Source organism: Thalassospira sp. HF15, from assembly GCF_011806525.1.
Lineage (GTDB): Bacteria > Pseudomonadota > Alphaproteobacteria > Rhodospirillales > Thalassospiraceae > Thalassospira.
The window spans coordinates 564492-589903 of record NZ_JAAVKI010000001.1 but is presented as its reverse complement, the minus strand read 5'-3'; the positions used below and the strand labels follow the sequence as shown (position 1 = coordinate 589903).

Here is a 25412-nt window from a genome sequence, read left to right as displayed (position 1 = left end):
GTGCGGGGCCTTTAATTTCGGCCGCAGCAAATACAAATCATTCCTAATTGCTGTAACTCTTGCAGCTGATCCAAATGAGGCATTTATGATTTCTCTGCGCAAAACCGTTCTTGGTCTTGTCGTTTCCGCAATCGGGCTTTCCATGGTTCCGTCCGTCCATGCAGCAGAGGAAGTCAACGTCTATTCACTCCGGCAGCCGTTCCTGATTGAGCCGATGTTCAAGCGCTTTACCGAGGAAACTGGTATTCGCGTCAATACACTGTTTTCGCAAAGCGGTCTGGTGGAGCGCATTAAACACGAAGGGCGCAATACACCGGCCGATCTGCTTCTGACCGTTGATATTGGGCGTATACAGGATGCAGTTGATGCTGACATCGCCCAGCCGATCGAAAGTCCTGTTTTGGATGCGAACATTCCCGATCAGTTCCGCGACAAGGACAAGCTATGGGTCGGAATGACAACGCGTGCGCGTGTCCTTTACACATCACTTGATCGCGTTGAGCCGGATGCCATCACCACTTACGAGGAACTGGCTGATCCGAAATGGAAAGGCCGCATTTGTGTGCGTTCGGCCATGCATGTTTATAACATCGCCCTGATTGCTTCGATGATTGCCCATCATGGCGAAGATGAAACCAAAACCTGGCTGACCGCAGTCAAAGACAATCTGGCGCGCAAACCCCAAGGGGCAGATACCGATCAGATCGAGGCGGTGTCACAAGGCGTATGTGATGTCGCAATCGGCAATTCATACTATTACGGCAAGATGCTTGATGATCCGAACAAGGCCGACGCTGCCAAACAGGTGCGGATTGTTTTTCCCAATCAGGGTGATCGTGGCACGCATGTGAACATTTCCGGTGTTGCGTTGATGAAGCATGCACCGAATAAGGAAAACGCCATCAAACTGGTGGAGTTCCTGTCAAGTGACGAAGCCCAGCATATGTACGCCGATATTAATTTTGAATATCCCGTCAAGCCGGGGGTCGCCTGGTCCGAACAGGTTCGGGCATGGGGCACCTTTGTTCAGGATGATTTGCCGCTTAATACGGTCGCGGCCAATCGCGGGGCGGCGATCCGCCTGATTGATGAAGTCGGCTTTAACGAGTAGACCACAAGCCAGCCCCAAGGTATCAAGACCGGATAACCCGTATCGGGTGGAATGATCGGCGACGCATGAAACGGAAAAAGCCTTGAACAACGCTTGTCAAACGCAACAGGAAGACGACATTCGGCCGAGTGCCATGGCGGAAACGTTTGATCCGATGCGTACGCCGACCGGACGAACGGCGATGCTGTGGCTGCCGCGTGGCCAATCCGCCGTCTGGCTGATCGGGGCATTTATCGTTGCGGCTATGGTGGCAGCCCCGGTGGTTGCGGTTGCGTGGATTGCCCTGTTCCCGACCGAAAATATTTGGCCGCATCTGGCATCCACCATGCTGCCAAGGTATCTCAAAAACACTGGTATTCTGATGCTGGGCGTTGGTATCGGGGTGACCCTGATTGGGGTCAGCTCGGCATGGGTCGTGACCATGTGCCGAATACCGGGCAAGCGGTTCTTTGAATGGGCGATGCTGTTGCCCATGGCGGTGCCGGCTTATATCGTGGCATATGTCTATACCGACCTTCTGGAATATGCCGGTCCCTTGCAGGGCATGCTAAGGGATCTGTTTGGCTGGCAATCCGCGGCCGATTACTGGTTTCCAGACATCCGCACCAAGGGCGGTGCGATTATTGTCCTTAGCCTGACGCTGTATCCCTATGTCTATATGCTGGCGCGCGCGGCGTTTTTGTCGCTATCGGTCTGCGCGATTGAAGCAGCCCGTATTCTGGGTCGAAGTGCCTGGAGCTCGTTTCTTACCGTGGCCTTGCCGCTGGCACGGCCCGCAATCGTTGTTGGCGTCGTGATCGCGCTGATGGAAACACTCAATGACTTTGGCACGATTGATTTCTTTGCGGTGCATACGCTGACCGCGGGCATTTTCAATGTCTGGCTCGGAATGGGCAATGCCGGTGGGGCGGCACAGATTGCGCTGACCATGCTGGCTGTTGTCATCGCACTTATGGTGATCGAACGGTATTCGCGTCGTCGTCAACGTTTCCATGATACCACCAGTCGTTTTCAGGAATTGCCGGGCTATGAGTTGGCGCCGCTTGCCAAGGCCGGGGCACTGGCGGTTTGTATTCTGCCGATTGTGCTGGGCTTTGTCGTGCCGTCGATGGTGCTGATTTATTATTCCATCGGCTATTTCGATCAAAGCTGGACGGCGGATTTCTTTGAGTTTGCCGGTAACAGCCTTTTGGTGTCTGGGCTTGCGACACTGGTCGCGGTCAGTTGTGCGATCTTCATGGCTTATGCGCTGCGTCTGTTTCCGCAACCGCTTTTGAAGTTCTGCGTACGACTATCATCGGTCGGCTACGCCGTGCCGGGTGCTGTGCTGGCCATCGGGGTTTTGATCCCGTTTGCGCGGTTTGACAATGCATTGGATGCCGTCATGCGCGATACCTTCGGGATATCCACCGGATTGCTGCTAAGCGGAACCGTATTTGCACTTGTCTTTGCCTATGCGGTGCGGTTTATGGCGGTTTCTTATGGCTCTATCGAGGCTGCCCTTGGCAAGGTGCGTCCGAGCATGGATGACGCGGCGCGCACCCTTGGCGAAAGCCCGTGGGGAACGCTCAAGCGCATTCACTTCCCGATGGTGCGTGGTGGCATTCTGGCCGCATCGGTGCTGGTGTTTGTTGATGGTATGAAAGAATTGCCAGCCACCCTGATCCTGCGCCCGTTCAATTTCGATACGCTGGCGACCTATGTCTATCAGTTCGCCAAGGATGAAATGATTGAACGTGCCGCGCTTGGTGCGCTGACCATTGTTCTTGTTGGTGTCGTTCCGGTGATTATGCTGAGCCGCGCGATTTCGAAATCCCGTCCGGGGCATAGCGGACAATCCTGATGCGCAAGCCCCGTGATCAGGCTATCCTGATCTGAGACACGCAATACAAAACAAGATCAAGGCGGGCAGGAACCTCTCCAGATGCAATCTACCAAACCGGGACTGACCAAACTTTCCGATGCGCTCGACATTGCCTTTGCCGAAGTGCCGGTGATCACGCCCGCTGAAGAACGCCCGATCAGCGATTGTTACGGTGCGATCCTGCGTCAGGACGTGCAGGCACATGTTTCTGTGCCCTCGGTCGATAACTCTGCCATGGACGGCTATGCGCTACGCCATGCGGATCTCGCCGCAATTGCCGGTCCTGTTTCAGTGGTTGGTGTTTCACTCGCCGGTCATCCTTATGTGGGAACTTTGCCAAAAGGCGCTGCCATCCGTATTGCGACCGGCGCTGCAATCCCTGATGGGGCTGATTGCGTGATCATTCAGGAAAATGTCATCGCCAACGCCGATGAAACGGTCATTGAAATTAACAAAGACGTGATCGCGCGAACAAGCCTGCATCAGAATATCCGTTGGCAAGGCGAAGACATAAAAGCCGGTGATACAGTCTTGCAGGCGGGGTCAATCCTGCGCCCGCAGGACATCGCAATTGCTGCCGGGCAGGGATTTGGATCGCTTTCGGTTGCTCGTGCTTTAAAGGTCGCCGTTTTCTCGACTGGTGATGAGCTGGCCATACCGGGTGAGCCACTGCCATCGGGTGGGATTTATGATTCCAACCGGTTTGCCATGATCGGGATGTTGCGATCCATTGGGTGCGAGGTAACCGATCTTGAATTGCTTGCCGATGATTTTGATGTGTTGCAAGGCGCACTAGCGGATGCGGCAACGTCTCATGATGTGATCATGACATCCGGCGGTGTTTCAGTCGGCAAAGCTGATCTGCTGAAACCTGTTGTTGAAAGTCTGGGCGAAATTACGGCATGGAAACTGGCGATCAAACCGGGTAAGCCCCTGATGCGGGGCAAGATCGGGGATTGTCTGGTAATCGGACTGCCGGGAAATCCGGTATCTGTGCTGGTTTCCGGTTTGCTGTATGTTTTGCCGTTGTTGCGTCATGCGATGGGGGCATCGCATGGACAGTTGGCGCCCACACGTATTCCAATCCGCGCAGGATTTGACTTCAAGCGCGGCACAGGGCGCAGGGAATGGCTGCGGGCCCGTCTGGTGCAGAATGATGACGGCGAATTTGAAGCAATTGCTTTCTCCTCGACCAGTTCGGGGATGTTGTCATCAATGGTCTGGGCCGAAGGCCTGATTGAATTGCCGGAAAATTGTGCCCAGGTCGCAAAGGGCGATCAGGTTCTTTATCTGCCGCTGCAAGGCTTGCAGTGACTTCATCAAAAATGATCCACATCATTGCAAACGAACATGGTTTGCCAGACTCTTGGATCGTTTCCAATCCGCGAAAGTGAATAGAATGACGATATCGGTGACGTTTTGTGGTGCTGCTGGCGGTGTGACAGGGTCTTGCTATTTTATGCAGACTGATCGCGGCAATTTCCTTGTTGATTGTGGGATGTTCCAGGGCAGCAAAACGGTGCGCGAACTGAACTACGGAAAGTTCCCGTTTGAGGCAGACCGGATATCGGCTGTTTTGCTGACGCACGCGCATATCGACCATACCGGTCTTGTGCCCAAGCTGGTCAAGGCCGGGTTTGATGGTCCGATCTATGCGACGGAACCAACCTGTGACCTTCTGACCTATATGTTACCGGACTCGGGATACATTCAGGAAAGCGAAGTCGAACGGCTTAATCGTCGCAATGCACGCCGAGGGCGCCCTGAAGTCACGCCGATCTATACCCGCGAAGACGCAGAAAACACGCTTTCGCAGCTAAAAACGGTCGAATATCACGAATGGCTGCCAGTGATCGATGGTGTCCGTGCTCGTTTCTGGGATGCAGGGCATCTTCTTGGCTCTGCCTCGATCGAGGTCGAAATTGAAGACGGCGATGACGACGGCAAACCGACACGATTGCTGTTTTCAGGTGACGTAGGGACGGGCGAGGCCGTGTTCAACGAAGCGCCCGAGGCCCCGACCGATATCGATTACCTGTTTGTCGAAACGACCTACGGCGACCGAAACCGTCCGGTTATCACTGACGAAGAGCGCCGCGACTTGTTGCGCAAGGAAGTTCACGATGCGCTTGGCAATGGTGGCAACTTGGTTATTCCGAGCTTCGCAGTCGCCAGAACGCAGGAACTGCTTGTTGATCTGGCTCATTTGTTTAATCGCGGCGAATTGCCGCCAGCCAACGTGTTTGTCGACAGTCCACTGGCCCAACGTGCGACCGATGTGTTTGCCAAGCATCTGAAGCGGGGCGATGCACAAGCGCTATCGCATCCGAAATTCCATATGGTGCCGGATGTGCAGGCCAGTAAACAGCTGGCGCAAGTTTCCAGCGGTGCGATCATTATTTCTGCAAGCGGCATGTGTGATGCCGGGCGTATCAGATACCATTTGAAGAACAATCTGTGGCGATCCAACTGCACCGTTCTTTTGGTCGGTTTCCAGGCGGCCGGGTCCTTTGGTCGCGTGCTGCAAGGTGGGGCAAAACATGTTCGTATCCACGGCGAAGAGATTGAAGTCCGCGCGCGCATTCGAACGCTTGATGTCTATTCCGGGCACGCCGATCAGGATATGCTATTGAATTGGACAAAAAGCCGACTGCCGGTTTCGCGGCGTATTTTCCTGACCCATGGTGAACAGGGGGCACGGACTGCATTTCGTGAAATATTGCTCGGACAGGGTATTGATGAAAAACTGATCTCCATGCCGATGCTTGATGACACGGTGACACTCAAAAAAGGCAAGGCACGCCCGGCGGTTCCCGAAGCGCGGCTGTCGGGTGAAGAGCTGTCACGCGATGACTGGCACAATCTTTATGCCGGTACGGTCACAGCGCTTTCCGAGAAGCTCCGTTCGCTCAAAACAGCGGAAGAAAGAAAAGAGATGCTCGAAAAAGTCTTGCACGATATCGGTTCAGTATGAGAGCAATTGTCCGGAAGCCGAAAGAAGGGCACAAATCCCGAATTCAAGGATTCACTTGCCATCAACAAAGAACCTGTCACCCTGTTAGTGGGTTGTACAGGAGTGTGAGACCACTACGCAGACGGGCGAGCATATGTCAATCGTAGGGAATTCCGGATATCGGGTTCTGATTTACAGCCATGATACCTTTGGGCTTGGCCACTTGCGCCGTTGCCGCACCATTGCGCACGCGCTGGTGTCGCATCGCGACGATGTTTCCGTCCTGATTTTGTCGGGCTCGCCAATCATTGGCAGCTTCGAGTTCCGGTCGCGCGTCGACTTCGTTCGTATTCCGGGCGTGATCAAGCTGTCTAATGGTGAATACACATCCCTTAACCTTAATATCGATGTCGACCAGATTTTGGCGATGCGGGAATCCATTATTCAGCATACAGCAGATGTGTTTAACCCGGACATCTTCATTGTCGACAAGGAACCGCTTGGGTTGCGCGGTGAGGTCGAGTCTACGCTGCAGATGTTGCGGCATCGGCGCACCCGTCTGGTGATGGGCCTGCGCGATGTGATGGATGATCCGGTCAACCTTCGTGAGGAATGGGATCGCAAGCAATGCGTTCCAGCCCTAGCAGAGCTTTATGATGAAATCTGGGTCTATGGCCTTAAGGAAATCTGCAATCCGCTCGAAGGGATTGATTTGCCCCAGGGCGTTGAAGAAAAGATGTCCTATACCGGATACCTGCCGCGCACTGCGACCCGCAGACCAGCACCTGAACATGGCGCCCTGGGTCTTGAAGAACCCTACTATCTGGTGACGACCGGCGGCGGTGGGGATGGGGTCAATCTGGTTGATTGGGTGATCAGTGCCTATGAAACTGATCCGGACATTCCGGTACCGTCGCTGATTGTTCTTGGACCATTCATGGGCCCGACACAGCAAAATGAATTCATGAAGCGCGCCGAAAAGATCGACAAGCTGTCGGTCATTACCTTTGATGCCAATGTCGAAGTGCTGATGCATAAATCTGCTGGCGTGATTGGTATGGGCGGGTACAACACGTTTTGCGAAATCCTGTCCTTTGACAAGCCGGCCGTTATCGTGCCGCGCACGGTGCCGCGTCTGGAACAATATGTTCGTGCCGCGGCGGCTGAAAAGCTTGGTCTGGTCAGAATGCTGACTGACGATGGCGGCCGTGACCCGCGCGAGATGGCAAATGCCCTTCGTGGCCTTATCAATCAACCAAAACCGTCCCACGTAACCGTCCCGAACCTTATGGGGGGACTGGAACGCGTTGGCGAATTGGTTGATCGCTGGCTTCCGCCGCAGATGGCTGCAGAATAATCATCGGGAACAAATTTGATGGCACGCGACAATCTGGCAATCGTGGTGAAGGGATACCCGCGATTGTCGGAGACCTTCATAGCGCAAGAAATCCTGGGTATTCAGCAGGCGGGCATTCCCTATCGTATTGTTTCGCTGCGCCATCCAACCGATAAAAAACGCCATCCGATCAATGACCGCATCAAGGGCACGGTCGATTATCTGCCGGAATATGTCTATCAGGAACCGAAGCGGGTTTTGCGCGGCTGGCTCAAGGCGCGAAAAATGCCGGGCTATCGTCGTGCGGTGAATATCTGGTGGCAGGATTATCGCCGGGACCGGACAGCCAATCGTGCACGCCGATTTGCCCAGGCCATGGTCATGGCGGCCGAATTGCCTGATGACGTGACCCGCATCTACGCCCACTTCCTGCATACACCGGCATCCGTTGCCCGCTATTGCGCCATTATGCGTGGTTTGCCCTGGTGTTGTTCGGCGCATGCCAAGGACATCTATACCAGTCAGGACTGGGATATGCGCGAAAAGCTGCGCGATATGGACTGGCTGGTGACCTGTACCAAGGCAAATGTCGACTACCTGCGCAACCTTGCCGAGGACCCGGATAAGGTCAATCTGCTTTATCACGGCCTTGATTTTTCGCGTTTCCCGGAAGAGTTGCCAGAACGACCCATGCGAGAGGGCAGTGATCCGGAAACCCCGGTGACAATCCTGTCTGTCGGTCGGCTGGTGGGTAAAAAGGGCTATGACGACCTTCTGCGCGCCTTGGCGAAATTGCCTGAAAGTCTTCACTGGCGGTTCGTTCATATTGGGGGTGGCAGTGGTGAAAAATACCAACAGCTTGCGACAGAGCTTGGCATTGCAGACCACTGCGACTGGCAAGGGGCCCGCGATCAGAAAGAAGTGATTGCCGCCTGTCAGAACGCAGACCTGTTTGTGCTGGCCAGCCGGATTGAAAAGGATGGCGACCGCGATGGCTTGCCAAACGTATTGATGGAAGCGCAGCTTTGCGGTCTTGCTGCTGTTTCGACCGCGATTTCTGCCATTCCTGAACTGATCGAAGATGGCGTTAATGGCAAGCTTGTGCCTGAACGTGATCCGGTTGCACTTGCAACGGCACTGGAAGATATGATTGTCGATCCCAAGCTGCGCGATGCCATGGGACGCAAGGGCAGTGAAATCGTGCGTCGTGATTTCTCCTTCTATCGTGGTATGACAGATTTGGCAGAGCGCTTTGGTATCGAGAAAAAGCTCGACGCTGAAGGCCCTAGCCAGACGAAACAACCCGCTGCAGAGTAGGAGGCACGCATTTGCAGGTTGCCTTTTACGCCCCGTTAAAACCGATTGACCATCCCGTACCATCCGGTGACAGGCTTATTGCACGCATGCTGTGCGAGGCTCTGCGAACGGCGGGTATGAACGTTGATATCGCTGCACGTCTTCGTAGTCGGGTTGCCGATGGCAATGTTCTTAAACAAACGCGGTTGTCGGAACTGGGAACAAAGCTGGCTGCAAGGCTCCTGCGTCAATACCAGTCAGGGTTTCGTCCAAAGCCGGATGTCTGGTTTACATATCATCTTTACTACAAAGCACCGGACTGGATCGGACCGATTGTCGCCGATGCGCTTGATATTCCCTATGTGGTGGCCGAAGCATCGTTCGCCCCCAAGCGCGCAAATGGTCCGTGGGGGCAAAGCCATCTGGCCGTTGAAACAGCGCTTAAGCAGGCTGATGCCGTTTTTTCGCTTAATCGGGTCGATATGGAATGCCTCAAACAGGTTTGCCATCCAGACCGATTGCATTTCCTGCCGCCCTTTACGTGTGTCGCGGCATGGACTGTAGGCCAGCGGAATGCGATCAATCCCGAATGCGTTAGGTTGGTAACGACCGCGATGATGCGTGAAGGCGACAAACTGAAATCCTATACGCTTTTGGCTGAGGCGCTCGGGCGCTTGCAACGCAAAGGTGTCCATAACTGGCATCTGACAGTGATCGGCGATGGCCCAGCGCGTCAGAACGTCGAGGACCTTTTTGAAGAACATGGACTCGGCGAACATACGGTCTCACTTGTCGGTCTGAAAACGCCAGAACAAACCAATGACATCCTTGCCAACTCAGATCTATTTGTATGGCCCGCCATTAATGAGGCCTTTGGTATGGCCTTGCTTGAGGCTCAGTCTGCGGGGCTTCCTGTATTGGCGGGGGACGCAGGTGGGGTATCGGGTATCGTTTCATCCGGTGTGACCGGGTGGCTGGTGCCGGTTGGTTATGTTGATGCTTTTTCAAACCGTCTGGGAGAATGTCTTAAGGCGGACATCGCCGTTTTACGCGATATGGGTGCAGCAGGCGCCTCGAAAGCCACGCAGCATCATACTGTTGAAGCCGCAGCCAATCTGTTGTCTGTAACGATCAATAATATCCTCTTGGATCGCGGAGCACTACCAAACGGGCAGGGACAGGCATGACACAAATCCGTTTTGCATTGCTTCGCCACGGAGTAACCGCCTGGAACAGCGAAAAACGCATTCAGGGGCGGACGGATATCTCAATCCTGCCGGAGACAGCGACTTGGTATCGTCAACACCGTTTGCCGTTTGCCTGGGCCAACGTGCCTTGGTTTTCTTCTCCTTTGGCCCGGACGCGTGAAACCGCAGATGCCTTGGGGATCAGAACAGTTGGCACCGAGCCCGCTTTTATCGAGATGGACTGGGGGGCATGGGAAGGCGAAAAGCTGCCTGACCTTCGTTTGAGGATGGGGGACAGCCTTCGTCAGAATGAAGATCGTGGTTGGGATTTTCGTCCCGATGATGGTGAGAGCCCGCGCGACGTTCTTGGGCGGGTTACGACGTTCTTGAAGGATTGCGAAATGCAGGAATTTGGGGCGATAACCCACAAAGGCGTTATTCGTGCCGTCTATGCCGCTGCACGTGGATGGGACATGATGGGCAAGATACCTGACAAACTCGACTGGAAATGTTTGCAGGTGTTTCAATATTCCGAAGAAGCAGGACTATCTGTTGAGGCAGTGAATGTTCCCCTCGTGCCGTCGCAGGAGACCGCGCGATGAGCGACGTCATGGTTTATGTGCAGCACTTGCTTGGTATCGGTCACGTGCGCCGCATGGCGCTGATCAATCAGGCGCTCGGTGATCAGGGACTTAGTATTACCGTCGCAAGTGGTGGTGTGCCTGACGACAATCTTGATTTTGCTGCGGACGAAGTGGTCCAGCTTTCGCCGTGCAAGACATCAGATACCGGTTTCTCAGGTCTTGTTGACCCACAGGGAAACGAATTGGGTGATGACTGGCAGAAAACACGCAAGAAACAGCTGCTGGCAGCGTTTGCAGAAAGCTCGCCAAAGCTTCTTTTGATCGAAATGTTTCCGTTTGGACGTCGGGCCTTTCGGTTTGAATTGATCCCGCTGTTTGAAGCTGCGAAAGAAGCCGGTGTTCCGATTATTTGTTCTGTAAGAGACCTTTTGGTGCGTAAAAAGGACATCCGCAAAGCGCAATGGATGCGCGATATGGCACGTGAATATCTTGATGCCATCTTGGTGCATGGAGATCAGAAACTGTTTGGTTTTGATCGCAGTTTCGACTTCGCGAACGATATTGCTGATCTGATAACCTACACCGGCTATGTTGCGCCGACGATGGACAATGACTTGTCGAAACCTGTTGAGGTGGGTCGGCAAGGTGTTCTTGTTTCTGCTGGCGGTGGTGCTGTTGGCGCAGACCTGATCAAGCTTGCCATTTCTGCCCGTGCGCACTCGCAAAAATTCAAAGAAGCGACTTGGGATATCGTCGCCGGACCGCATTTTCCTTCAGATCAGTTCGAATTGCTTCGTAGCCAGTTGCCTGATGGTATCGTTTTGCACCGGTTTTTGCCTGATTTTCGCGAAAGAATGGCACGTGCCGCCGTTTCTGTCTCACAGGCGGGATACAACACGTTGATGGATGTTTTGGTGACGCGAACCCCGGCGGTCATGGTGCCGTTTGCAGAAGGTGGTGAAAGCGAACAAACAGAACGTGCTGAACTTCTTTCAAAAGCAGGGGTTATTTCCCTGCTTGATCTTGATGGCCTGTCTGCGCAATCATTAGCAAAACAAATAGATAACGCTAGGCATCCGGTCGGGATTAATATCGCACTGGATGGGGCGGAAAGAACTGCGTGTATCATCGCAGACAAGATTAAAGGGCAGGCATGAGCAGTTGGGATCGTTTGCGCGCGGAGCTTGATCTGTGGCAGTCCGAGGAACGGACCGCCACGGCATGGTGGCGTGATGATGATGCCGTCTCTGTGACACCTGAGCTTGAAACACTTCTGGCATTTGAGCAGGACTATCAGGTTCCGCTTGCACTTGCCGTTATTCCCGCCGATTTGCAGGACGATCTGGCCGAACGTCTGGTCGAGACACTGGATACCCGGGTTTTGCAGCATGGCTGGTCGCATCAGAACCACATGCCCGAAGGCCGGAAGAAACAGGAACTTGATGACGTGCGTGATCTGGGTGACGTGGTTGCCGATCTGCGCAACGGGTTCTCTGTCTTGCAATCAAGATTTGGCAATCGTTTTCTGCCGGTTTTGGTGCCGCCGTGGAACCGGGTGGCTGATGATGTCGTCGCTACCCTGCATTCACTTGGTTTTTGCGGGATCAGTACTTTTAATCCGCGCAAGGCAGCAGAACCTTACAAAGGTGTTATGCAGGTTAACACGCATGTCGATGTTATCGATTGGCGCGGGAGCCGTAGCTTTGTTGGTGAAGATGTGGCCCTTGGCGCGATGATAGGTCATCTTGCAGCCAGACGGACAGGCCAAGTTGATCCTGAAGAACCGACCGGCATTCTGACCCATCATCTTGTGCATGATGAAGCCACCACGAAGTTTCTTGATAACCTGTTTTCGATGGATCATTCAGCTTTGAACTGGCTGAGAATACCCGGAGTATTTCCATGGCAGTAAGTCCAAAAGAACACCTGGCGCCGGATGACGCCGCTGTTGCTGGCGCAGTGCCCAGTGCAGTGGATCCTGTAAAGCCGGTTGGCGTTGGCGAAAGTGAAGTTCAGACGATGGGCTACCCATCCAAGCTGATGGCGCCGGATCTGGCAAAATCGGTTGTCGGTTTGCTGATTTGCGGTGTGATTGCGCTCATCCCCGAGATGCTTGAGATCATCCAGTGGACCTCGGCAGGCCTGGCGCTGCTGTTTGTTTTCTATTTTGCGCGCACGGTTGTCCGGTTCCAGTCCAAGATTTACGTATCAGAATACGGTATCCGTCTTTCCAGTCTGCGCGGCGGGACAGCCTTTGCCTGGCCGGAACTTTCCAAGTTCCGGCTGCGTTACTTCAGTACCAAGCGCGATGGCAACAAAGGGTGGTTTGAACTGACCCTTCAGGCAGGGGAAGCAAAAATTGTCGCAGAATCAACACTGGACGGATTTGACGATCTCCTTGAAATTTCTCGCGATTGGGCGAAAGATAACCAGCTTCTTGTGGATGACATCACAAGAACAAACTTGATGCGGATGGACGAGGCGCAAACGCTGGTCAAGGCAGCAGCGTCCGAACGCACAGAGGGTGGCTTGAAAAAACGATGACCGATATTCTGCGTATCAAGGATCTGAAAGTGGAGTTCGTCCTGCCGCACATGCGTGTCAAGGCAGTCGAGAATGTAAGCTTTCGAATCGGTGCGCAGGAAACCGTGGCACTTGTTGGCGAGTCCGGGTCGGGCAAAAGCACCATCTCTCAGGCGATCATGGGATTGTTGCCCAAAATTGCACAGGTTACCAATGGGTCGATCATCTTTGCTGACCCAAAGAAGCCCGGAACGCGAGTTGATATCGCCATGCTTGATCGTGCCGGTTCTGATATGCGGGCGATCCGCGGCGGCCGGATTTCGATGATTTTCCAGGAACCGATGAGTTCCCTCTCACCGCTGCATACCATCGGCGACCAGATCTGCGAGGCGGTAAAGCTTCATCGCAAAGTTGGCGCAGCAGAGGCCCGCGAGCTTGCTGTTGAAATGCTTACGCTGGTTGGCTTCCCACAGCCCAAGAGAGCGCTGAAAACCTATCCGTTTGAGCTTTCCGGTGGTCTGCGACAGCGTGCCATGATTGCCATGGCGCTGGTGTGTCGGCCGGCCCTGTTGATCGCCGATGAACCGACCACCGCGCTGGATGTGACGATCCAGGCGCAAATCCTGCGCCTGATCAAGGAAGTGCAGGGCGAACTGCAAATGTCTGTATTGTTGATCACGCACGACCTTGGCGTGGTGGCCAACATGGCAGACAGGATGGTCGTTATCTATGACGGTCGTGTTGTTGAGGCGGGCAGAACCGAAGATATCTTCATCAATCCGGGACACGCTTATACGCGATCGCTCCTGGCGGCGGTTCCGCACTTTGACATGGGCCCTGATGAACGCCTGCGCCCCTTGCGCGAGATCAAGCCGAAAACCGGTAGTTTGCTCTCTGATGCAAGCGACAGGCAAGCCGAGCAAAATACATCAGACGTTCCGGCATCCTTGGCCTTGCACCCGACCATGGCTAGCGAACCCGTGTTGGCCGTGCGTCACCTCAGCAAAAGCTTTACCACCCGCAAGGGCAACTGGATCAAATCAGAAGAGCGTCTTATCCCCGCCGTGTCAGACGTTTCAATCACGGTTAATCGCGGCGAATGCGTTGGGCTCGTGGGCGAGAGTGGCTGTGGAAAAACAACCCTTTCCAAACTTATCATGCGTGCGATGAGCCCGGATGAAGGTTCTATCATGTTCCGGGGTGAAAGCGGTCAAATGACCGAATTGACGGGGCTTGATGAAGATCAGCTAAATCCATACCGAAAACGGATACAATTTGTTTTTCAGGATCCCTTCGGGTCGCTTAACCCAAGGATGACGGTGCAAGATATCATTACCGAGCCGATGCTTATTCACGGTGTCGGGAACAGTGATTATCGACAGAAGATGGTACTGGAATTGATGGATCTGGTCGGACTTGATCCACGTTTCTTGAACCGTTATCCGCACAGTTTTTCCGGTGGGCAGCGTCAACGTATCGGTATTGCACGTGCGCTTGGGCTTAAACCCGATTTGTTGATTTTTGATGAGCCGACATCAGCACTTGATGTGTCGGTTCAGGCGCAAATACTTAATCTTTTGAAAGATTTGCAGCGTGATCTTAATTTGACGTATCTGTTTATATCGCACAATCTTGCGGTTGTGGATTACGTTGCAGACAGGATTGCTGTGATGTGTGCCGGACGTATTGTTGAATCGGCACCGCGCGAGTTGCTGTTCAAGAACCCGGTTCACCCTTATACGCAGGCGCTGCTGCATGCTGTGCCGTTTGCAGATCTGGATCATCTGCTTGATTTCGACAAGATCGTGGATGGCAAGGCATCTGATCCGGCCCGATGGCCTGCGCCGTTCACAATTAACCAGGGCAGCGAACCCAAGATGATGCAGGTCGCCGAAGATCACTTTGTTCGCGCCGAACGTGCCGACTTTACGGAGATCGCCATATGATCAGTCTTTCGAACCAGTCGACGTCCAGAATTCATCGTGCTGTGACTGGGTTGGTGATGACAGCAGGTATTCTGGGGGCAGGTGTCCTTGCGACATCCGCGCGCGCGGAAATTCCCTATTTCGAAGATGCGGTCGCAAGTGGTTCCTTACCGGCAATGAATGACCGTCTGCCCGAACACCCGCACGTTATTGATTTTGGTGCCGAGGGCAAGGAAATCGGTAAGTATGGCGGAGAATTCGTCACCATTATGGGACGGTCAAAAGACATCCGTATGGCGGTTGTTTACGATTATGCGCGACTGGTTGGCTATGATCAGAACCTTAATCTCGAGGCCGATATCCTCGAAGCCCTTGATGTGAACGAGGAAGGCAACGCTTTCACTTTGCATATCCGCAAAGGGCACAAATGGTCAGACGGCGAACCGTTTACGGCCGAGGATTTCCGCTATTACTGGGAAGATATCGTCAATAATGATGAACTATTCCCGGTCGGGCCGCCGCGTTTCCTGTTTGTCGGTGATGAACCGGCGACCTTTGAAATACTTGATGAATATACGGTTCGGTATAGCTGGTCACAGCCAAACCCGTTCTTCCTCAGCGAACTGGCCGGAACCCGTCCGCCCTTCATCTATCGTCCGGCGCACTACCTAAAGCAGTTCCACGAGAACTATCGCGATGCCGGCGAGCTTGAAGCCATCGTTGAAGAGCGCGGGCTTCGCAGCTGGGCGGTTTTGCATACGGATATGGACCGTCCCTACAAACTATCGAACATTCATCGCCCGTCGCTTGAGCCGTGGTTGATCACGACCGAAGAACCGTCAGACCGGTTCGTTTACGTGCGCAACCCTTACTATCACCGTGTAGATCCGGAAGGTAATCAACTTCCTTATATCGACCGGATGATTTTCAACATTTCTAATGCAAAGCTGGTCCCTGCGAAAGTTGGTGCGGGTGAAGTTGATCTGCAAAGCAGGATTTTGTCGCTGAAGGACTATACGTTCCTTAAGCAATCCGAAGCCAATCAGAACTACGATGTGCGCCTTTGGGACGTCGGGGCAGGGGCATATGCGGCATTGTATCCCAATCTGACATGCAGCGACCCGGTCTGGCGAAAAGTATTGCGGGACGTAAGGTTCCGCCGGGCGCTGTCCTTGGCGATCAACCGTACCGAAATTAACCGTGTAATGTTCTTTGGCTTGGCGCAACCGACCAACAATACGGTTCTGCCCAGAAGCCCGTTGTTTAAACCGGAATACCGCGAAGCCTATACCGATTTCGATATCAAGGCAGCGAACACGCTGCTTGATAAGATGGGGTTGGACGAACGTAACGGCGAAGGCATCCGCTTGTTGCCTGATGGTCGTCCGATGGAAATCATTGTCGAGACATCTGGCGAAAACCCGGAACATGACGATATGCTCGAACTGATCGGGGACAGCTGGCGCCAGGTCGGTATCAAGATGTTCGTCAAAGGTTTGCAGCGTGAAGTCATGCGCAGCCGCGCCTATAGTGGCGAGACGATCATGTCGATCTTTAACGGTGTCGATAATGGCTTGGCTACGCCAAATATCGCCCCGGACGAATTCGTCCCCGTTCTGCAAGACAGCCTGCAATGGCCGAAATGGGGACAGTATTATCAAACCGACGGCGAGGCGGGCGAAGCGCCGGATATGCCAGCCGCCAAGGAATTGATGGAACTGTATCGCAAATGGCAAACCAGCAATGAAGCCGGGCAAAAAGAAGCATGGCAGGCCATTCTGGACATCAATTCTGAAAACATGTTTTCAATCGGTCTGATCGGCAATGTGCCGCAGCCGGTTGTCGTCGACAAGGATCTGCGTAACGTCCCGGAAAAAGGCATACATAGCTGGGAACCAGGTGCGTTCTTTGGGATTTATCGACCTGATACCTTCTGGTGGGACAGATAATCTTTTAACTAAAAACGTGTTGTTTCATGCTGTTGAGGGAATGGTGTGAAACAACCTCGGGGGAGCGACAGCGCCGATGCTGACTTATCTGGCAAGACGGCTTTTTGTGATGATACCCACGCTGTTTATGATCAGCGTGCTGGTATTCGTGATTATTCAGCTTCCCCCCGGCGACTTTCTGACAACCTATCTCAATGAACTTCAGGCGCAGGGCGAAGCCGTTGACCCTGCCAAGATCGAGTTTCTCAAACGACAATATGGTCTTGATCAGCCGATCTACATTCAATACGCCGAATGGGCGTGGGGACTGTTACAGGGCGATCTTGGATTTTCATTTGAATACAACCTGCCGGTGACAGAGGTGGTCGGTGACCGGCTTTGGCTGTCATTGGTGCTGAATTTCAGCACCGTCATCTTCATTTATATTGTCAGCTTCCCGATCGGGATCTATTCCGCAACACGGCAATATAGCTGGGGTGACTATGGCTTTACCTTGTTGGGTTTCCTGGGGCTTGCCATGCCCAACTTCCTGTTCGCGCTAATCCTTCTTTATTACGCGAACGTTGTTTTCGGCACATCCATCGGGGGTCTGATGGATCCGGAATACATCAATCAGGGTTGGTCTTTGGCCAAGATGATGTCGGTCGTTGAACATCTTTGGGCACCTGTCGTTGTGATCGGGACATCGGGCACAGCATCGATGATCCGGCGCCTGCGTGCGAACCTTCTTGATGAGTTGGGCAAACAGTATGTCGTCACCGCTCACGCCAAGGGGCTTTCACCAACCAAGGTGTTGTTCAAATACCCGCTGCGCATGGCCCTGAACCCCTTCATTGCCGATATCGGTAATATCCTGCCGCAGGTGGTATCGGGATCTGTTTTGGTATCAGTTGTGATGTCATTGCCGACAACTGGCCCGATGCTCCTTACTGCGCTGCAAAGTCAGGATATGTATCTGGCCGGGTCGTTCCTGATGTTTCTGGCGCTTCTGACGGTTGTCGGGATGTTTGTTTCCGATGTTTTGCTGGCCTGGCTTGATCCCCGTATCCGTCTGCAGGGAGGGGTCGGCAAATGAGCAAGGAAACCGAAAAACGCAACGAGCATTTTGTTGATTCCGCGCCATTTACTCCTTGGGAGCGCGAGGAGCTGACGCCCGAACAGGAAAAGTACTTCCTGGCTTCGCAATGGCAATTGATGTGGTGGCGGCTTAAACGTCACCGTCTGGCGTATTTTTCCCTGATCATTCTTGCGATCATGTATGCGTCGGTCTTTATCGTTGAATTCATCGCGCCCTATGCGCAGGAAACGCGCAATTCCGAGTACATTCATCACCCGCCGCAGGGAGTGCATCTGTTCCATGACGGGGAATTCGTCGGACCATTTACCTATGGCACCGATTTCTCTGTCGATATGGAAACGCTCAAGCCGACTTATACGGTAAACCCGGATCGGGTTGAGCCACTGCGCTTTTTCTGTTCGGGGGATGATTATGAATTCTGGGGTATGGTCGATATGGATTTCCATTTCGTCTGTCCATCAGAAAACGGAACGTTGTTTGTCTTTGGCACAGACAGACTTGGGCGAGATATGTTTTCGCGCATCATCTATGGTGCGCGGGTTTCGCTGACCATCGGACTGGTGGGTATTTCGGTCAGTTTCCTGCTCGGCATCCTGATCGGTGGCGCAGCTGGATACTATGGCGGCTGGGTCGATTCAACGGCGCAGCGCACCATTGAAGTCATCCGCTCTTTGCCCGAAATTCCGCTTTGGATGGCGCTTTCAGCGGCCTTGCCAGTGACCTGGAGCCCGATTCTGATCTATTTCGGCATCACGATTATTCTGGGGCTGATTGACTGGACGGGACTGGCCCGTGCGGTGCGATCCAAGCTTCTCGCCCTGCGTGAAGAGGACTATGCACTGGCCGCACGACTAATGGGGGCGAAGCCCAAACGGATCATCGGGCGTCATCTGCTGCCAAACTTTGCCAGCCATCTGATTGCTTCGGTGACGCTGTCGATCCCCAACATGATCCTTGGGGAAACAGCGCTCAGCTTCCTTGGTCTTGGCTTGCGTGCGCCGGTGACCAGTTGGGGTGTTTTGCTCAATGAGGCACAGAACATTAATGCAGTGGCGGTTTATCCATGGCTGATGTTGCCGGTTGTACCCGTGGTGATCGTGGTTCTGGCCTTTAACTTCCTTGGCGATGGCCTGCGCGATGCGGCGGATCCTTACAAAAACTGATGCGTCTTATCATCAAACGAAAAAGGGCAGCCTCATTGGGCTGCCCTTTGTTTTTAGTGTGCTTGCTCTAACGCTTTCGCAACCACAGACTTGTTTCATGTGCACCGTCGGGCAGGTGAATGCCATTGGCGATGGACTGATCAATTTCATCACGTATGCGGCTGGTCGCATAGGCGCTTGACCACATGATTTCAAAGCCGCCACCGGCCAGCAGGGCCGCAACGCCTTGTTGTTCATTGTATCCGCGCCATTGCCAGATTTCCGGGTAGTCATCGGGCAGGGTGATGTCATGGATGTGAATGATTGAACCGCTTGGCAGGGTCGGGATCACCGACGAAAAAAGCAGATCAACATCCGTACCGGGCATCAGGATGTGGCTTGAATCGATCGACAGGAAGTCCGCACCCGTCAATGCCGCGAAAGCCGATGGATCAGCCTTCTGAACGATGGTGCGTTCAATGGTGATCGGGAGCTTCGCGATATCAGCACGCGGGGCTGGATCAATGGCGTGAAAAGCCGTTTCAAGGTCACCGTCCTTGATCGCACGGTAATAAAACCGCGTTGAATGACCTGATCCGATCTCGATGATGCGATCAGGGCGGAATTCACGGGTAAAGACATAGGCCATCATGCCATCAAGCCTTGGAAACCAGCTTTGCTGCCAACGGGGTTCGGGCGGGGTGGCGTTGCCAAAACTGGCGAATGCTTCCTGATACTGTGCGGCCTTGGTCAACCAGGCCTTCATGGTCGGCGCTGCGGCATCCATCATGGTTTCAATTGCCGGGTAGGTTGGGCGTCCGACGGCCTTTGCTGTTTCGCTGGCATAGCGGTACGGAATGAAGTAGCCGGCCGGTTCGTTGCCAAACAGGGTTTTTAAACCGAGTTTCCAACGGCGCATTCTGCGAGAAAACGGCATGGAGGTCATATCAAGGCGCCCTTTGAATTCAATTGTGCAGTCGGTCGTTTCATGCAGGTTTGGTGTATCAGTCGCAAAAGGTCTGATCCTCTCCGCGCCAGATCCGCATCAGCCAGATGGCAAAGCCAAACGCAATTGCCGAGAAGATCGCCATCAGGTAGTAGGCCTGTGACCCGAATGCATCATACAGCGGCCCCGATATCCAGATGCTGCTGCCCAAAAAGACCCCCATCGATAAGGTGGCCATCAAACTTTGCGCCGACGTAGCAAGTTGTTGTGGTATGGCACGGGCGATAAAACTGACAGCCGCCAAATGGGTGATCCCGAATGTCATGGCATGAAGCGGTTGAACCAGAATAATCAACCATAGATTGTCGGTTGTGCCCAGTACAATCCATCGCAATGCCCCTGATCCAGCCCCGAGTGCAAACAAGATGCCTGGGTGGCGACCACGCACAAAGCGTCCAGCGACGGCAAACAGAACGATCTCTGCGATCACGCCGATTGACCAGAAAACACCGATCATTTCATGCGAAAAGCCGACCGATTCCCAGTGGACAGAGGCGAAGGCGTAATAGGTGCCATGCGCGCCTTGGGCAAAACCGATGCAGCCAAGATAGATCAGGAAAACGGGCTTGCGCAGCAGATAGACCAGTGATGAACCGGATCTTAGCGGCCGATCAGTCTGCGGGTCGGGCATGCGGGTGGTGATGGCGAAATTTACGATACCGGCAACGAAAAGCATCCAGACAATCCATTCCGTCGATGTGCCGTCCAGAACCCAGCCCGCACCATAAGATGCCAGAATAAAGGCTAGGGAACCCCACAGCCGGACCCGTCCGTAGTCAAGTTCACGCGCCTTGCATTCATGGACCGTGATGGTCGTGCCAAGCGGAAGGAGCGGCGAGAACGTAAAGCCGATGACGACTGAAAGTGCCGCAAGCCACCAAAAGTCGCTTGAGAGCGGGAAGGCCAAAATGGAAATAACATAGATCCCGGCAAGCCAAAGCATCGGCGTCTTGCGGTTGCCAGTGCGATCAGCACGTTGGGCAATCAATGGATCGGCAAAGACACGCACCCAGTTGGGCAACGAAAGCAGGATGCCGATTTCGGCCGCCGATAGCCCTTGTGATTTCAACCAAACCGGCCAATAGGGCAGAAAAACACCCTGAATGAGAAACAGACCGGAAAAGAACAGCGCCAACGTCGTCGCAGTTTTCATGCGATCCGGATCTTTTGCCGGTGAGGGGGGCACTGGTGTCGCCGTGGGGCTTGTCTGGTTCATGCTGTGATCTGCCGCCGTTTCAAACCACGAACAATGAACCGTGCTGGATGAATGGCATGCATCAGCGCTTTTTCCAGAGGCAGGGGCATATCGCAAATCTCGCTGGCAAGAATCTCTGCGGCAAGCGGGGCACCGATCAGTCCGCGCGCCCCAAAGCCGGAACAGATATACACGCCTTTGTGGTAGGGTGCATCGATATATCGCGCGCCTTTTTTGCCTTTGTCGATATCGCCATAGGACGCGAGATAGGCGTCAAAATCCGGGGCGGGCCCGATCAGCGGCAGATGATCAGTTGTCGTAGTGCGCAAAGATGCCCGGCCATCCAGCATTTCAGGTGAAAGCTTCGCCGCAACTTCAGGCAGGACTTTGCCAAGTTGGGCAATGTTAAAGGCATGATCGTCTTGGCGCAGGTCTGTGGCGGTGTCGTCACGACCAAAAGTAGCCCCGAACACATGCATTCCGTTACGTGCCGGTGTGATGTAACCCTTGTGGCTCAGAACGCATTTAATTGCTGCGCCATTGCCAGGTTTTGGCACGACTTCTTCGGGTAAAAAGCTGATCTGTCCGCGGACGGGATTAAGTTGATCTGTAAGCCAGCGCGTCTGATGCAGCATTTGCGTTTCAAGCGCGCCGGCAATGATCACGGCATCAAACGGACCATAGGACGCACCATTTTCGTCCGTCAGGACTTTGCCTTGTTCAGATTCACCGATCGCAGTGATGGTCGTTGAAAGGCGCACATCAATCCCAAATGAAAAGGCCCGCACCAATGACGGCGGGTTGACCCAGCCAGCAGAAGGGTAAAAGACGCCGTCATGCTGCAATGGCAGGCCAAATCTTTCTGACGCCTGGTCTCGGTCAAGCGTTTCCACTAGGCCGGTTTTATCGGCAAGGCGTTTAATCAGGCCAGCAAGCCGTTCGCGTTTGCGTGCACTGGTGGCGAGATCAATCACGCCACAGAAATCGGCTTCGACCAATCCTTGATCGGCAAGCTTCTTGATCTTGTGATGGCTGAAACGATACCCGGCCTCATAAAACCGCCCCATGATGGCGTCATCAGCGGTCAGATAGGGCTCCAGCATGCCAGTCGGGTTTCCAGACGCGGCGTTGGCCAGTTGCTCGGCCTTTTCAAAAAGTGTCACGGCAACGCCGCGTGTTTTTAGGGCCTCTGCGCATGCTGCACCGGCAAGACCACCCCCAATGACGGCCACCGATTTGGCTTTGGATGGGCGGGGCAGGTTAAACCAGGGATCGTCTGCGATCTCGAACAGATGCGGCGTTTCAGTGGTGTTATCAGGTTTGGAAAGTGTCGCGGTGATCATATCGCGCTTGTAGCCAAACCCTTTGCGCTTGCTGATTTCAAATCCGGCACTTTCAAGACCATCACGCACGATGCGTGCTGCAGTGAAGGTCGCAAGGCTTACGCCACGCGGGTTCGACGCGTTGGCAAGGGCCGCAAAAAGATCCGGATTCCACATATCGGGATTGCGCGATGGCGCAAAGCCATCGAGAAACCAGCAATCAATATTTCCCTCATACCCGGCCCAGCTTTCAATCGCATCGCCGATCAATAGCGTCAGGTTGACATCGCCATCGGCAAGCGAAAAACGGTGCACACCTGGCAACATGCTTTCATGGGGCCAGATGTCGGCAAGTTGTTGGGAATAGTGGGCAAGCTCCGACCAACTTCGATGTGCGCGGATCATGTCATCTCGCGACAGCGGGTATTTTTCAACAGAGACGAAGTGCAGCCGTTTTGAATGCTTCGGATCACTGTCCCAGCATTGCCATGCTGCAAGGAAGTTCAGCCCTGTACCAAAGCCGGTTTCGCCAATGGCAAAGTTTTCATGTTCCTGCCAAGCGTTGGGCAGGTTGTTGCCTTCAAGGAACACATAGCGCGTTTCGGCAAGCCCATCCTTGGGGTTGAAATAGATGTCACCAAAATACGGGGAGAATGGCACATCGCCATCCTGCCAGGTTATTTCACCAGCAGGCTGTAGGGCATTACCCGCCACTGGCTCGGTGACATCCTTGGCCGTCATGCAGACAGGACCTCGTCATCCTGTTCGGGAACAAGTGCCAGGGCTTCGCGCACGACGTCGGTGCCAGCGCCTTTGCGATGGGCGTTTTCGCTGAGATACCGGCGCCATTGCTTTGCGCCGCGCATCTGCTGAAACAGGCCCAGCATATGGCGGGTTACATGGCCGATGGTGCCATGTTCTTCTTTCAGGTGTTCCTCGATATAGGGCAGCATGGCCTCAACCACCTGATGGCGGGTTTTTGCTTTGGCGTCATCGCCATAAAAACGCCGGTCCACATCGGCCAGAACATAGGGGTTCTGATAAGCTTCGCGCCCGATCATGACACCATCGACATGTTTCAGATGTTCTTCGGTTTCATCAAGTGTCTTGATGCCACCATTGATCAGGATTTCAAGTTCCGGGAATTCCTGTTTGAGTTGATAAACAAGCTCGTATTTTAAAGGCGGAACTTCGCGGTTTTCCTTGGGTGACAGGCCTTTGAGCCAGGCCTTGCGAGCATGGACGATAAAGGTTTTGCAACCCGCTTCGGCAACGGTTTCGGTAAAGCGTTTCAGCGACGGGTAATCTTCCTGATCGTCAATGCCGATACGGTTCTTGACCGTAACCGGGGCGTCACTAGCCGAAATCATCGATTTCACGCAATTGGCAACGACGTCAGGGGTCGCCATCAGACAGGCGCCAAACGCGCCGTTCTGCACGCGATCAGACGGGCACCCGCAATTCAGATTGATTTCATCATAGGCATAGTCATTGGCGATCTCGCAGGCGCGCGCCAGATCATCCGCGTCGCTGCCGCCAAGCTGAAGGGCTACCGGGTGTTCAGCATCGTTATAGCGCAGATGCCGTTCGACACCGCCGTGAAGAATCGCGCCCGTGGTGACCATTTCGGTATAGAGCAACGTATGACGACTGATCTGCCGCAGGAAATAGCGATCATGCCGATCCGTCCAATCCATCATCGGGGCGACGGAAATACGCCGATTAACAGTCATTTGCCTACCGTTTTTGTCAAAGCCGGGTGAAGAGGGTTGCTGTATTCCAAGCGCCGTCTTTATATAGGTTACAGGATTTAGGGTCAAAACCGATTGCGCAATGCATGGCAGCATCCCGAAGATATTAAACAACAGGATTTGATATGGTTACGATTTACGGCATCAAGAACTGCGACACCGTCCGCAAGTCGCTTAAATGGTTCGATGCAAAGGGCATCGAAAACAAGCTCCATGATTTTCGTGCCGACGGTATTGATGCCAAAACCATTGAAGGCTGGCTTGATGAAGTCGGGGGCAATGTTTTGATTAACAAGCGCGGTCCGAGCTATCGCAATCTGAGCGATGACGACAAGGCGACATTGGAGCAGGGCGGTGCTGCCGCAGCTGCCATTCTTGCGGCCAACCCGACCGTCATCAAACGTCCAGTGGTTGATTTCGGTGCGACCCGCACGGTTGCCTATGATGAAGCGCGCTGGACCGAATTGGCTGGCCTGTAAGGATTAAACGTATGTCAAAGCCAGTTGTGCGTGGCGTTATCTTTGATTGTGATGGTGTCTTGGTCGATACCGAGACACTTGCAAACGAAGTGCTGACCGATTTGTTGTGCGATTACGGTTGTGCAATGGATGTAAAAAAAACACACGATTTCTTCTTGGGGGGAACTCTTGCTGCAGTCGGGCCCGCGATGGCAGAGAGGTTTGGTGTTACACTTCCTCCGGATTGGGTCGAAGAGTGCTATAACCGGACGTTTGAGGCATTTCGCCGAGATTTGAAGCCGTTCGAAGGTGTTCCGGCTATTCTTGATTTTCTTGATCAGAATAATATCCCTATGGCGATCGGCAGTAATGGTCCGCATGACAAGATGGATGTTTCCTTGGGCAAGGTCGGTCTAAAACATCGCTTTGAAGGCCGCATTTGTTCGGCCCATGACGTTGCAAATGCCAAGCCACACCCGGACGTCTATCTGCTGGCAGCCGAAAGAATGGGTGTCGATATTGCTGACTGCATCGTGGTTGATGACAGTCAGAATGGCGTTCGGGCCGGCGTAGCATCAGGGGCAACGACCATTGGTCTTGTTGATATTACGCCCGCAAGTTACCTCCGAAACGCAGGCGCACATCATATTGCATCAGACCACAAGGAACTCTATCGCCTGTTGGCAGATTGGGTGCCTGCTGCATAAAAGCAGGTGGGGCAGGTTAGGTAAT

Annotated in this window: 21 protein-coding genes; 17 read left to right on the top strand and 4 right to left on the bottom strand. The window is 53.7% G+C overall.

Going from position 1 to position 25412, the window contains the following annotated elements:
* The first annotated feature begins 85 nt into the window (after nt 1-85).
* The 15 genes from HED22_RS02700 (at nt 86) to HED22_RS02630 (ending at nt 18969) form a co-directional block, all read left to right on the top strand.
* On the top strand, nt 86-1111 hold the full coding sequence (locus HED22_RS02700) for a Fe(3+) ABC transporter substrate-binding protein (protein ID WP_167718590.1): 1026 nt from the start codon (nt 86-88) through the stop codon (nt 1109-1111).
* A gap of 82 nt (nt 1112-1193) precedes the next feature.
* Nucleotides 1194-2954: an iron ABC transporter permease gene (locus HED22_RS02695; protein WP_254869689.1), complete on the top strand. Its 1761-nt coding sequence runs from the start codon at nt 1194-1196 to the stop codon at nt 2952-2954.
* 81 nt (nt 2955-3035) lie between these two features.
* Nucleotides 3036-4289, top strand: a complete 1254-nt coding sequence (gene glp / locus HED22_RS02690) for a gephyrin-like molybdotransferase Glp (protein WP_167718589.1) — start codon at nt 3036-3038, stop codon at nt 4287-4289.
* Between the two features lie 85 nt (nt 4290-4374).
* Complete coding sequence (locus HED22_RS02685; protein ID WP_167718587.1) at nt 4375-5949, top strand: MBL fold metallo-hydrolase; 1575 nt, start codon at nt 4375-4377, stop codon at nt 5947-5949.
* A gap of 133 nt (nt 5950-6082) precedes the next feature.
* On the top strand, nt 6083-7285 hold the full coding sequence (locus HED22_RS02680; protein WP_167718585.1) for a glycosyltransferase family protein: 1203 nt from the start codon (nt 6083-6085) through the stop codon (nt 7283-7285).
* Nucleotides 7286-7303: 18 nt separating this feature from the next.
* Complete coding sequence (locus tag HED22_RS02675; protein WP_167718582.1) at nt 7304-8581, top strand: glycosyltransferase family 4 protein; 1278 nt, start codon at nt 7304-7306, stop codon at nt 8579-8581.
* Between the two features lie 11 nt (nt 8582-8592).
* Nucleotides 8593-9747, top strand: a complete 1155-nt coding sequence (locus HED22_RS02670) for a glycosyltransferase family 4 protein (protein WP_167718580.1) — start codon at nt 8593-8595, stop codon at nt 9745-9747.
* Nucleotides 9744-10349, top strand: a complete 606-nt coding sequence (locus HED22_RS02665) for a histidine phosphatase family protein (RefSeq protein WP_167718578.1) — start codon at nt 9744-9746, stop codon at nt 10347-10349. Before HED22_RS02670 ends, HED22_RS02665 begins: the two co-directional genes overlap by 4 nt.
* Nucleotides 10346-11488 carry a glycosyltransferase family protein gene (locus tag HED22_RS02660; RefSeq protein WP_167718576.1) on the top strand — a complete coding sequence of 381 codons (1143 nt, stop codon included), beginning with the start codon at nt 10346-10348 and terminating at the stop codon, nt 11486-11488. The genes HED22_RS02665 and HED22_RS02660 overlap by 4 nt, the downstream gene beginning before the upstream one ends.
* Nucleotides 11485-12243 (top strand): polysaccharide deacetylase family protein, encoded by a 759-nt coding sequence (locus tag HED22_RS02655; protein WP_167718574.1) that lies wholly within the window; start codon nt 11485-11487, stop codon nt 12241-12243. Before HED22_RS02660 ends, HED22_RS02655 begins: the two co-directional genes overlap by 4 nt.
* Entirely contained in the window at nt 12234-12875 is a 642-nt protein-coding gene (locus HED22_RS02650; RefSeq protein WP_167718572.1) for a hypothetical protein, read from the top strand. The genes HED22_RS02655 and HED22_RS02650 overlap by 10 nt, the downstream gene beginning before the upstream one ends.
* Nucleotides 12872-14800, top strand: a complete 1929-nt coding sequence (locus HED22_RS02645; RefSeq protein WP_167718571.1) for an ABC transporter ATP-binding protein — start codon at nt 12872-12874, stop codon at nt 14798-14800. The genes HED22_RS02650 and HED22_RS02645 overlap by 4 nt, the downstream gene beginning before the upstream one ends.
* Nucleotides 14797-16728, top strand: coding sequence for an ABC transporter substrate-binding protein (locus tag HED22_RS02640; protein WP_167718568.1), 1932 nt, complete (start codon nt 14797-14799; stop codon nt 16726-16728). The genes HED22_RS02645 and HED22_RS02640 overlap by 4 nt, the downstream gene beginning before the upstream one ends.
* A 76-nt stretch (nt 16729-16804) precedes the next feature.
* On the top strand, nt 16805-17803 hold the full coding sequence (locus HED22_RS02635) for an ABC transporter permease (RefSeq protein ID WP_167718566.1): 999 nt from the start codon (nt 16805-16807) through the stop codon (nt 17801-17803).
* A complete protein-coding gene (locus HED22_RS02630; RefSeq protein ID WP_167718564.1) occupies nt 17800-18969 on the top strand; it encodes an ABC transporter permease in 1170 nt (389 codons plus the stop codon). Before HED22_RS02635 ends, HED22_RS02630 begins: the two co-directional genes overlap by 4 nt.
* Before the next feature lie 67 nt (nt 18970-19036).
* On the opposite strand, the gene HED22_RS02625 is transcribed toward HED22_RS02630, so the two are convergent.
* The 4 genes from HED22_RS02625 to dusA all read right to left on the bottom strand — a co-directional run bounded on the left by HED22_RS02625 (nt 19037) and on the right by dusA (nt 24204).
* Nucleotides 19037-19885 carry a class I SAM-dependent methyltransferase gene (locus HED22_RS02625; protein ID WP_254869684.1) on the bottom strand — a complete coding sequence of 283 codons (849 nt, stop codon included), beginning with the start codon at nt 19883-19885 and terminating at the stop codon, nt 19037-19039.
* Between the two features lie 67 nt (nt 19886-19952).
* Nucleotides 19953-21170 (bottom strand): 3-phenylpropionate MFS transporter, encoded by a 1218-nt coding sequence (locus HED22_RS02620; RefSeq protein WP_167718561.1) that lies wholly within the window; start codon nt 21168-21170, stop codon nt 19953-19955.
* The gene (mnmC, locus tag HED22_RS02615; protein WP_167718559.1) at nt 21167-23212 is read right to left on the bottom strand and encodes a bifunctional tRNA (5-methylaminomethyl-2-thiouridine)(34)-methyltransferase MnmD/FAD-dependent 5-carboxymethylaminomethyl-2-thiouridine(34) oxidoreductase MnmC; all 2046 of its coding nucleotides are present in this window, start codon (nt 23210-23212) and stop codon (nt 21167-21169) included. Before mnmC ends, HED22_RS02620 begins: the two co-directional genes overlap by 4 nt.
* Entirely contained in the window at nt 23209-24204 is a 996-nt protein-coding gene (gene dusA, locus HED22_RS02610) for a tRNA dihydrouridine(20/20a) synthase DusA (protein WP_167718557.1), read from the bottom strand. The genes mnmC and dusA overlap by 4 nt, the downstream gene beginning before the upstream one ends.
* 143 nt (nt 24205-24347) lie before the next feature.
* On the opposite strand from dusA, the gene HED22_RS02605 reads away from it, so the two are divergent.
* Complete coding sequence (locus tag HED22_RS02605) at nt 24348-24701, top strand: ArsC/Spx/MgsR family protein (RefSeq protein WP_167718555.1); 354 nt, start codon at nt 24348-24350, stop codon at nt 24699-24701.
* A gap of 11 nt (nt 24702-24712) precedes the next feature.
* Complete coding sequence (locus HED22_RS02600) at nt 24713-25387, top strand: HAD family phosphatase (RefSeq protein ID WP_167718553.1); 675 nt, start codon at nt 24713-24715, stop codon at nt 25385-25387.
* Nucleotides 25388-25412: the final 25 nt, after the last annotated feature.

Coding starts and splice junctions, on each gene's coding strand:
- HED22_RS02700 (WP_167718590.1), top strand. CDS start 86: ATGATTTCTCTGCGCAAAACCGTTCTTGGTCTTGTCGTTTCCGCAATC.
- glp (WP_167718589.1), top strand. CDS start 3,036: ATGCAATCTACCAAACCGGGACTGACCAAACTTTCCGATGCGCTCGAC.
- HED22_RS02685 (WP_167718587.1), top strand. CDS start 4,375: ATGACGATATCGGTGACGTTTTGTGGTGCTGCTGGCGGTGTGACAGGG.
- HED22_RS02680 (WP_167718585.1), top strand. CDS start 6,083: ATGTCAATCGTAGGGAATTCCGGATATCGGGTTCTGATTTACAGCCAT.
- HED22_RS02675 (WP_167718582.1), top strand. CDS start 7,304: ATGGCACGCGACAATCTGGCAATCGTGGTGAAGGGATACCCGCGATTG.
- HED22_RS02665 (WP_167718578.1), top strand. CDS start 9,744: ATGACACAAATCCGTTTTGCATTGCTTCGCCACGGAGTAACCGCCTGG.
- HED22_RS02660 (WP_167718576.1), top strand. CDS start 10,346: ATGAGCGACGTCATGGTTTATGTGCAGCACTTGCTTGGTATCGGTCAC.
- HED22_RS02655 (WP_167718574.1), top strand. CDS start 11,485: ATGAGCAGTTGGGATCGTTTGCGCGCGGAGCTTGATCTGTGGCAGTCC.
- HED22_RS02650 (WP_167718572.1), top strand. CDS start 12,234: ATGGCAGTAAGTCCAAAAGAACACCTGGCGCCGGATGACGCCGCTGTT.
- HED22_RS02645 (WP_167718571.1), top strand. CDS start 12,872: ATGACCGATATTCTGCGTATCAAGGATCTGAAAGTGGAGTTCGTCCTG.
- HED22_RS02640 (WP_167718568.1), top strand. CDS start 14,797: ATGATCAGTCTTTCGAACCAGTCGACGTCCAGAATTCATCGTGCTGTG.
- HED22_RS02635 (WP_167718566.1), top strand. CDS start 16,805: ATGCTGACTTATCTGGCAAGACGGCTTTTTGTGATGATACCCACGCTG.
- HED22_RS02630 (WP_167718564.1), top strand. CDS start 17,800: ATGAGCAAGGAAACCGAAAAACGCAACGAGCATTTTGTTGATTCCGCG.
- HED22_RS02625 (WP_254869684.1), bottom strand. CDS start 19,885: ATGCCGTTTTCTCGCAGAATGCGCCGTTGGAAACTCGGTTTAAAAACC.
- HED22_RS02620 (WP_167718561.1), bottom strand. CDS start 21,170: ATGAACCAGACAAGCCCCACGGCGACACCAGTGCCCCCCTCACCGGCA.
- mnmC (WP_167718559.1), bottom strand. CDS start 23,212: ATGACGGCCAAGGATGTCACCGAGCCAGTGGCGGGTAATGCCCTACAG.
- dusA (WP_167718557.1), bottom strand. CDS start 24,204: ATGACTGTTAATCGGCGTATTTCCGTCGCCCCGATGATGGATTGGACG.
- HED22_RS02605 (WP_167718555.1), top strand. CDS start 24,348: ATGGTTACGATTTACGGCATCAAGAACTGCGACACCGTCCGCAAGTCG.
- HED22_RS02600 (WP_167718553.1), top strand. CDS start 24,713: ATGTCAAAGCCAGTTGTGCGTGGCGTTATCTTTGATTGTGATGGTGTC.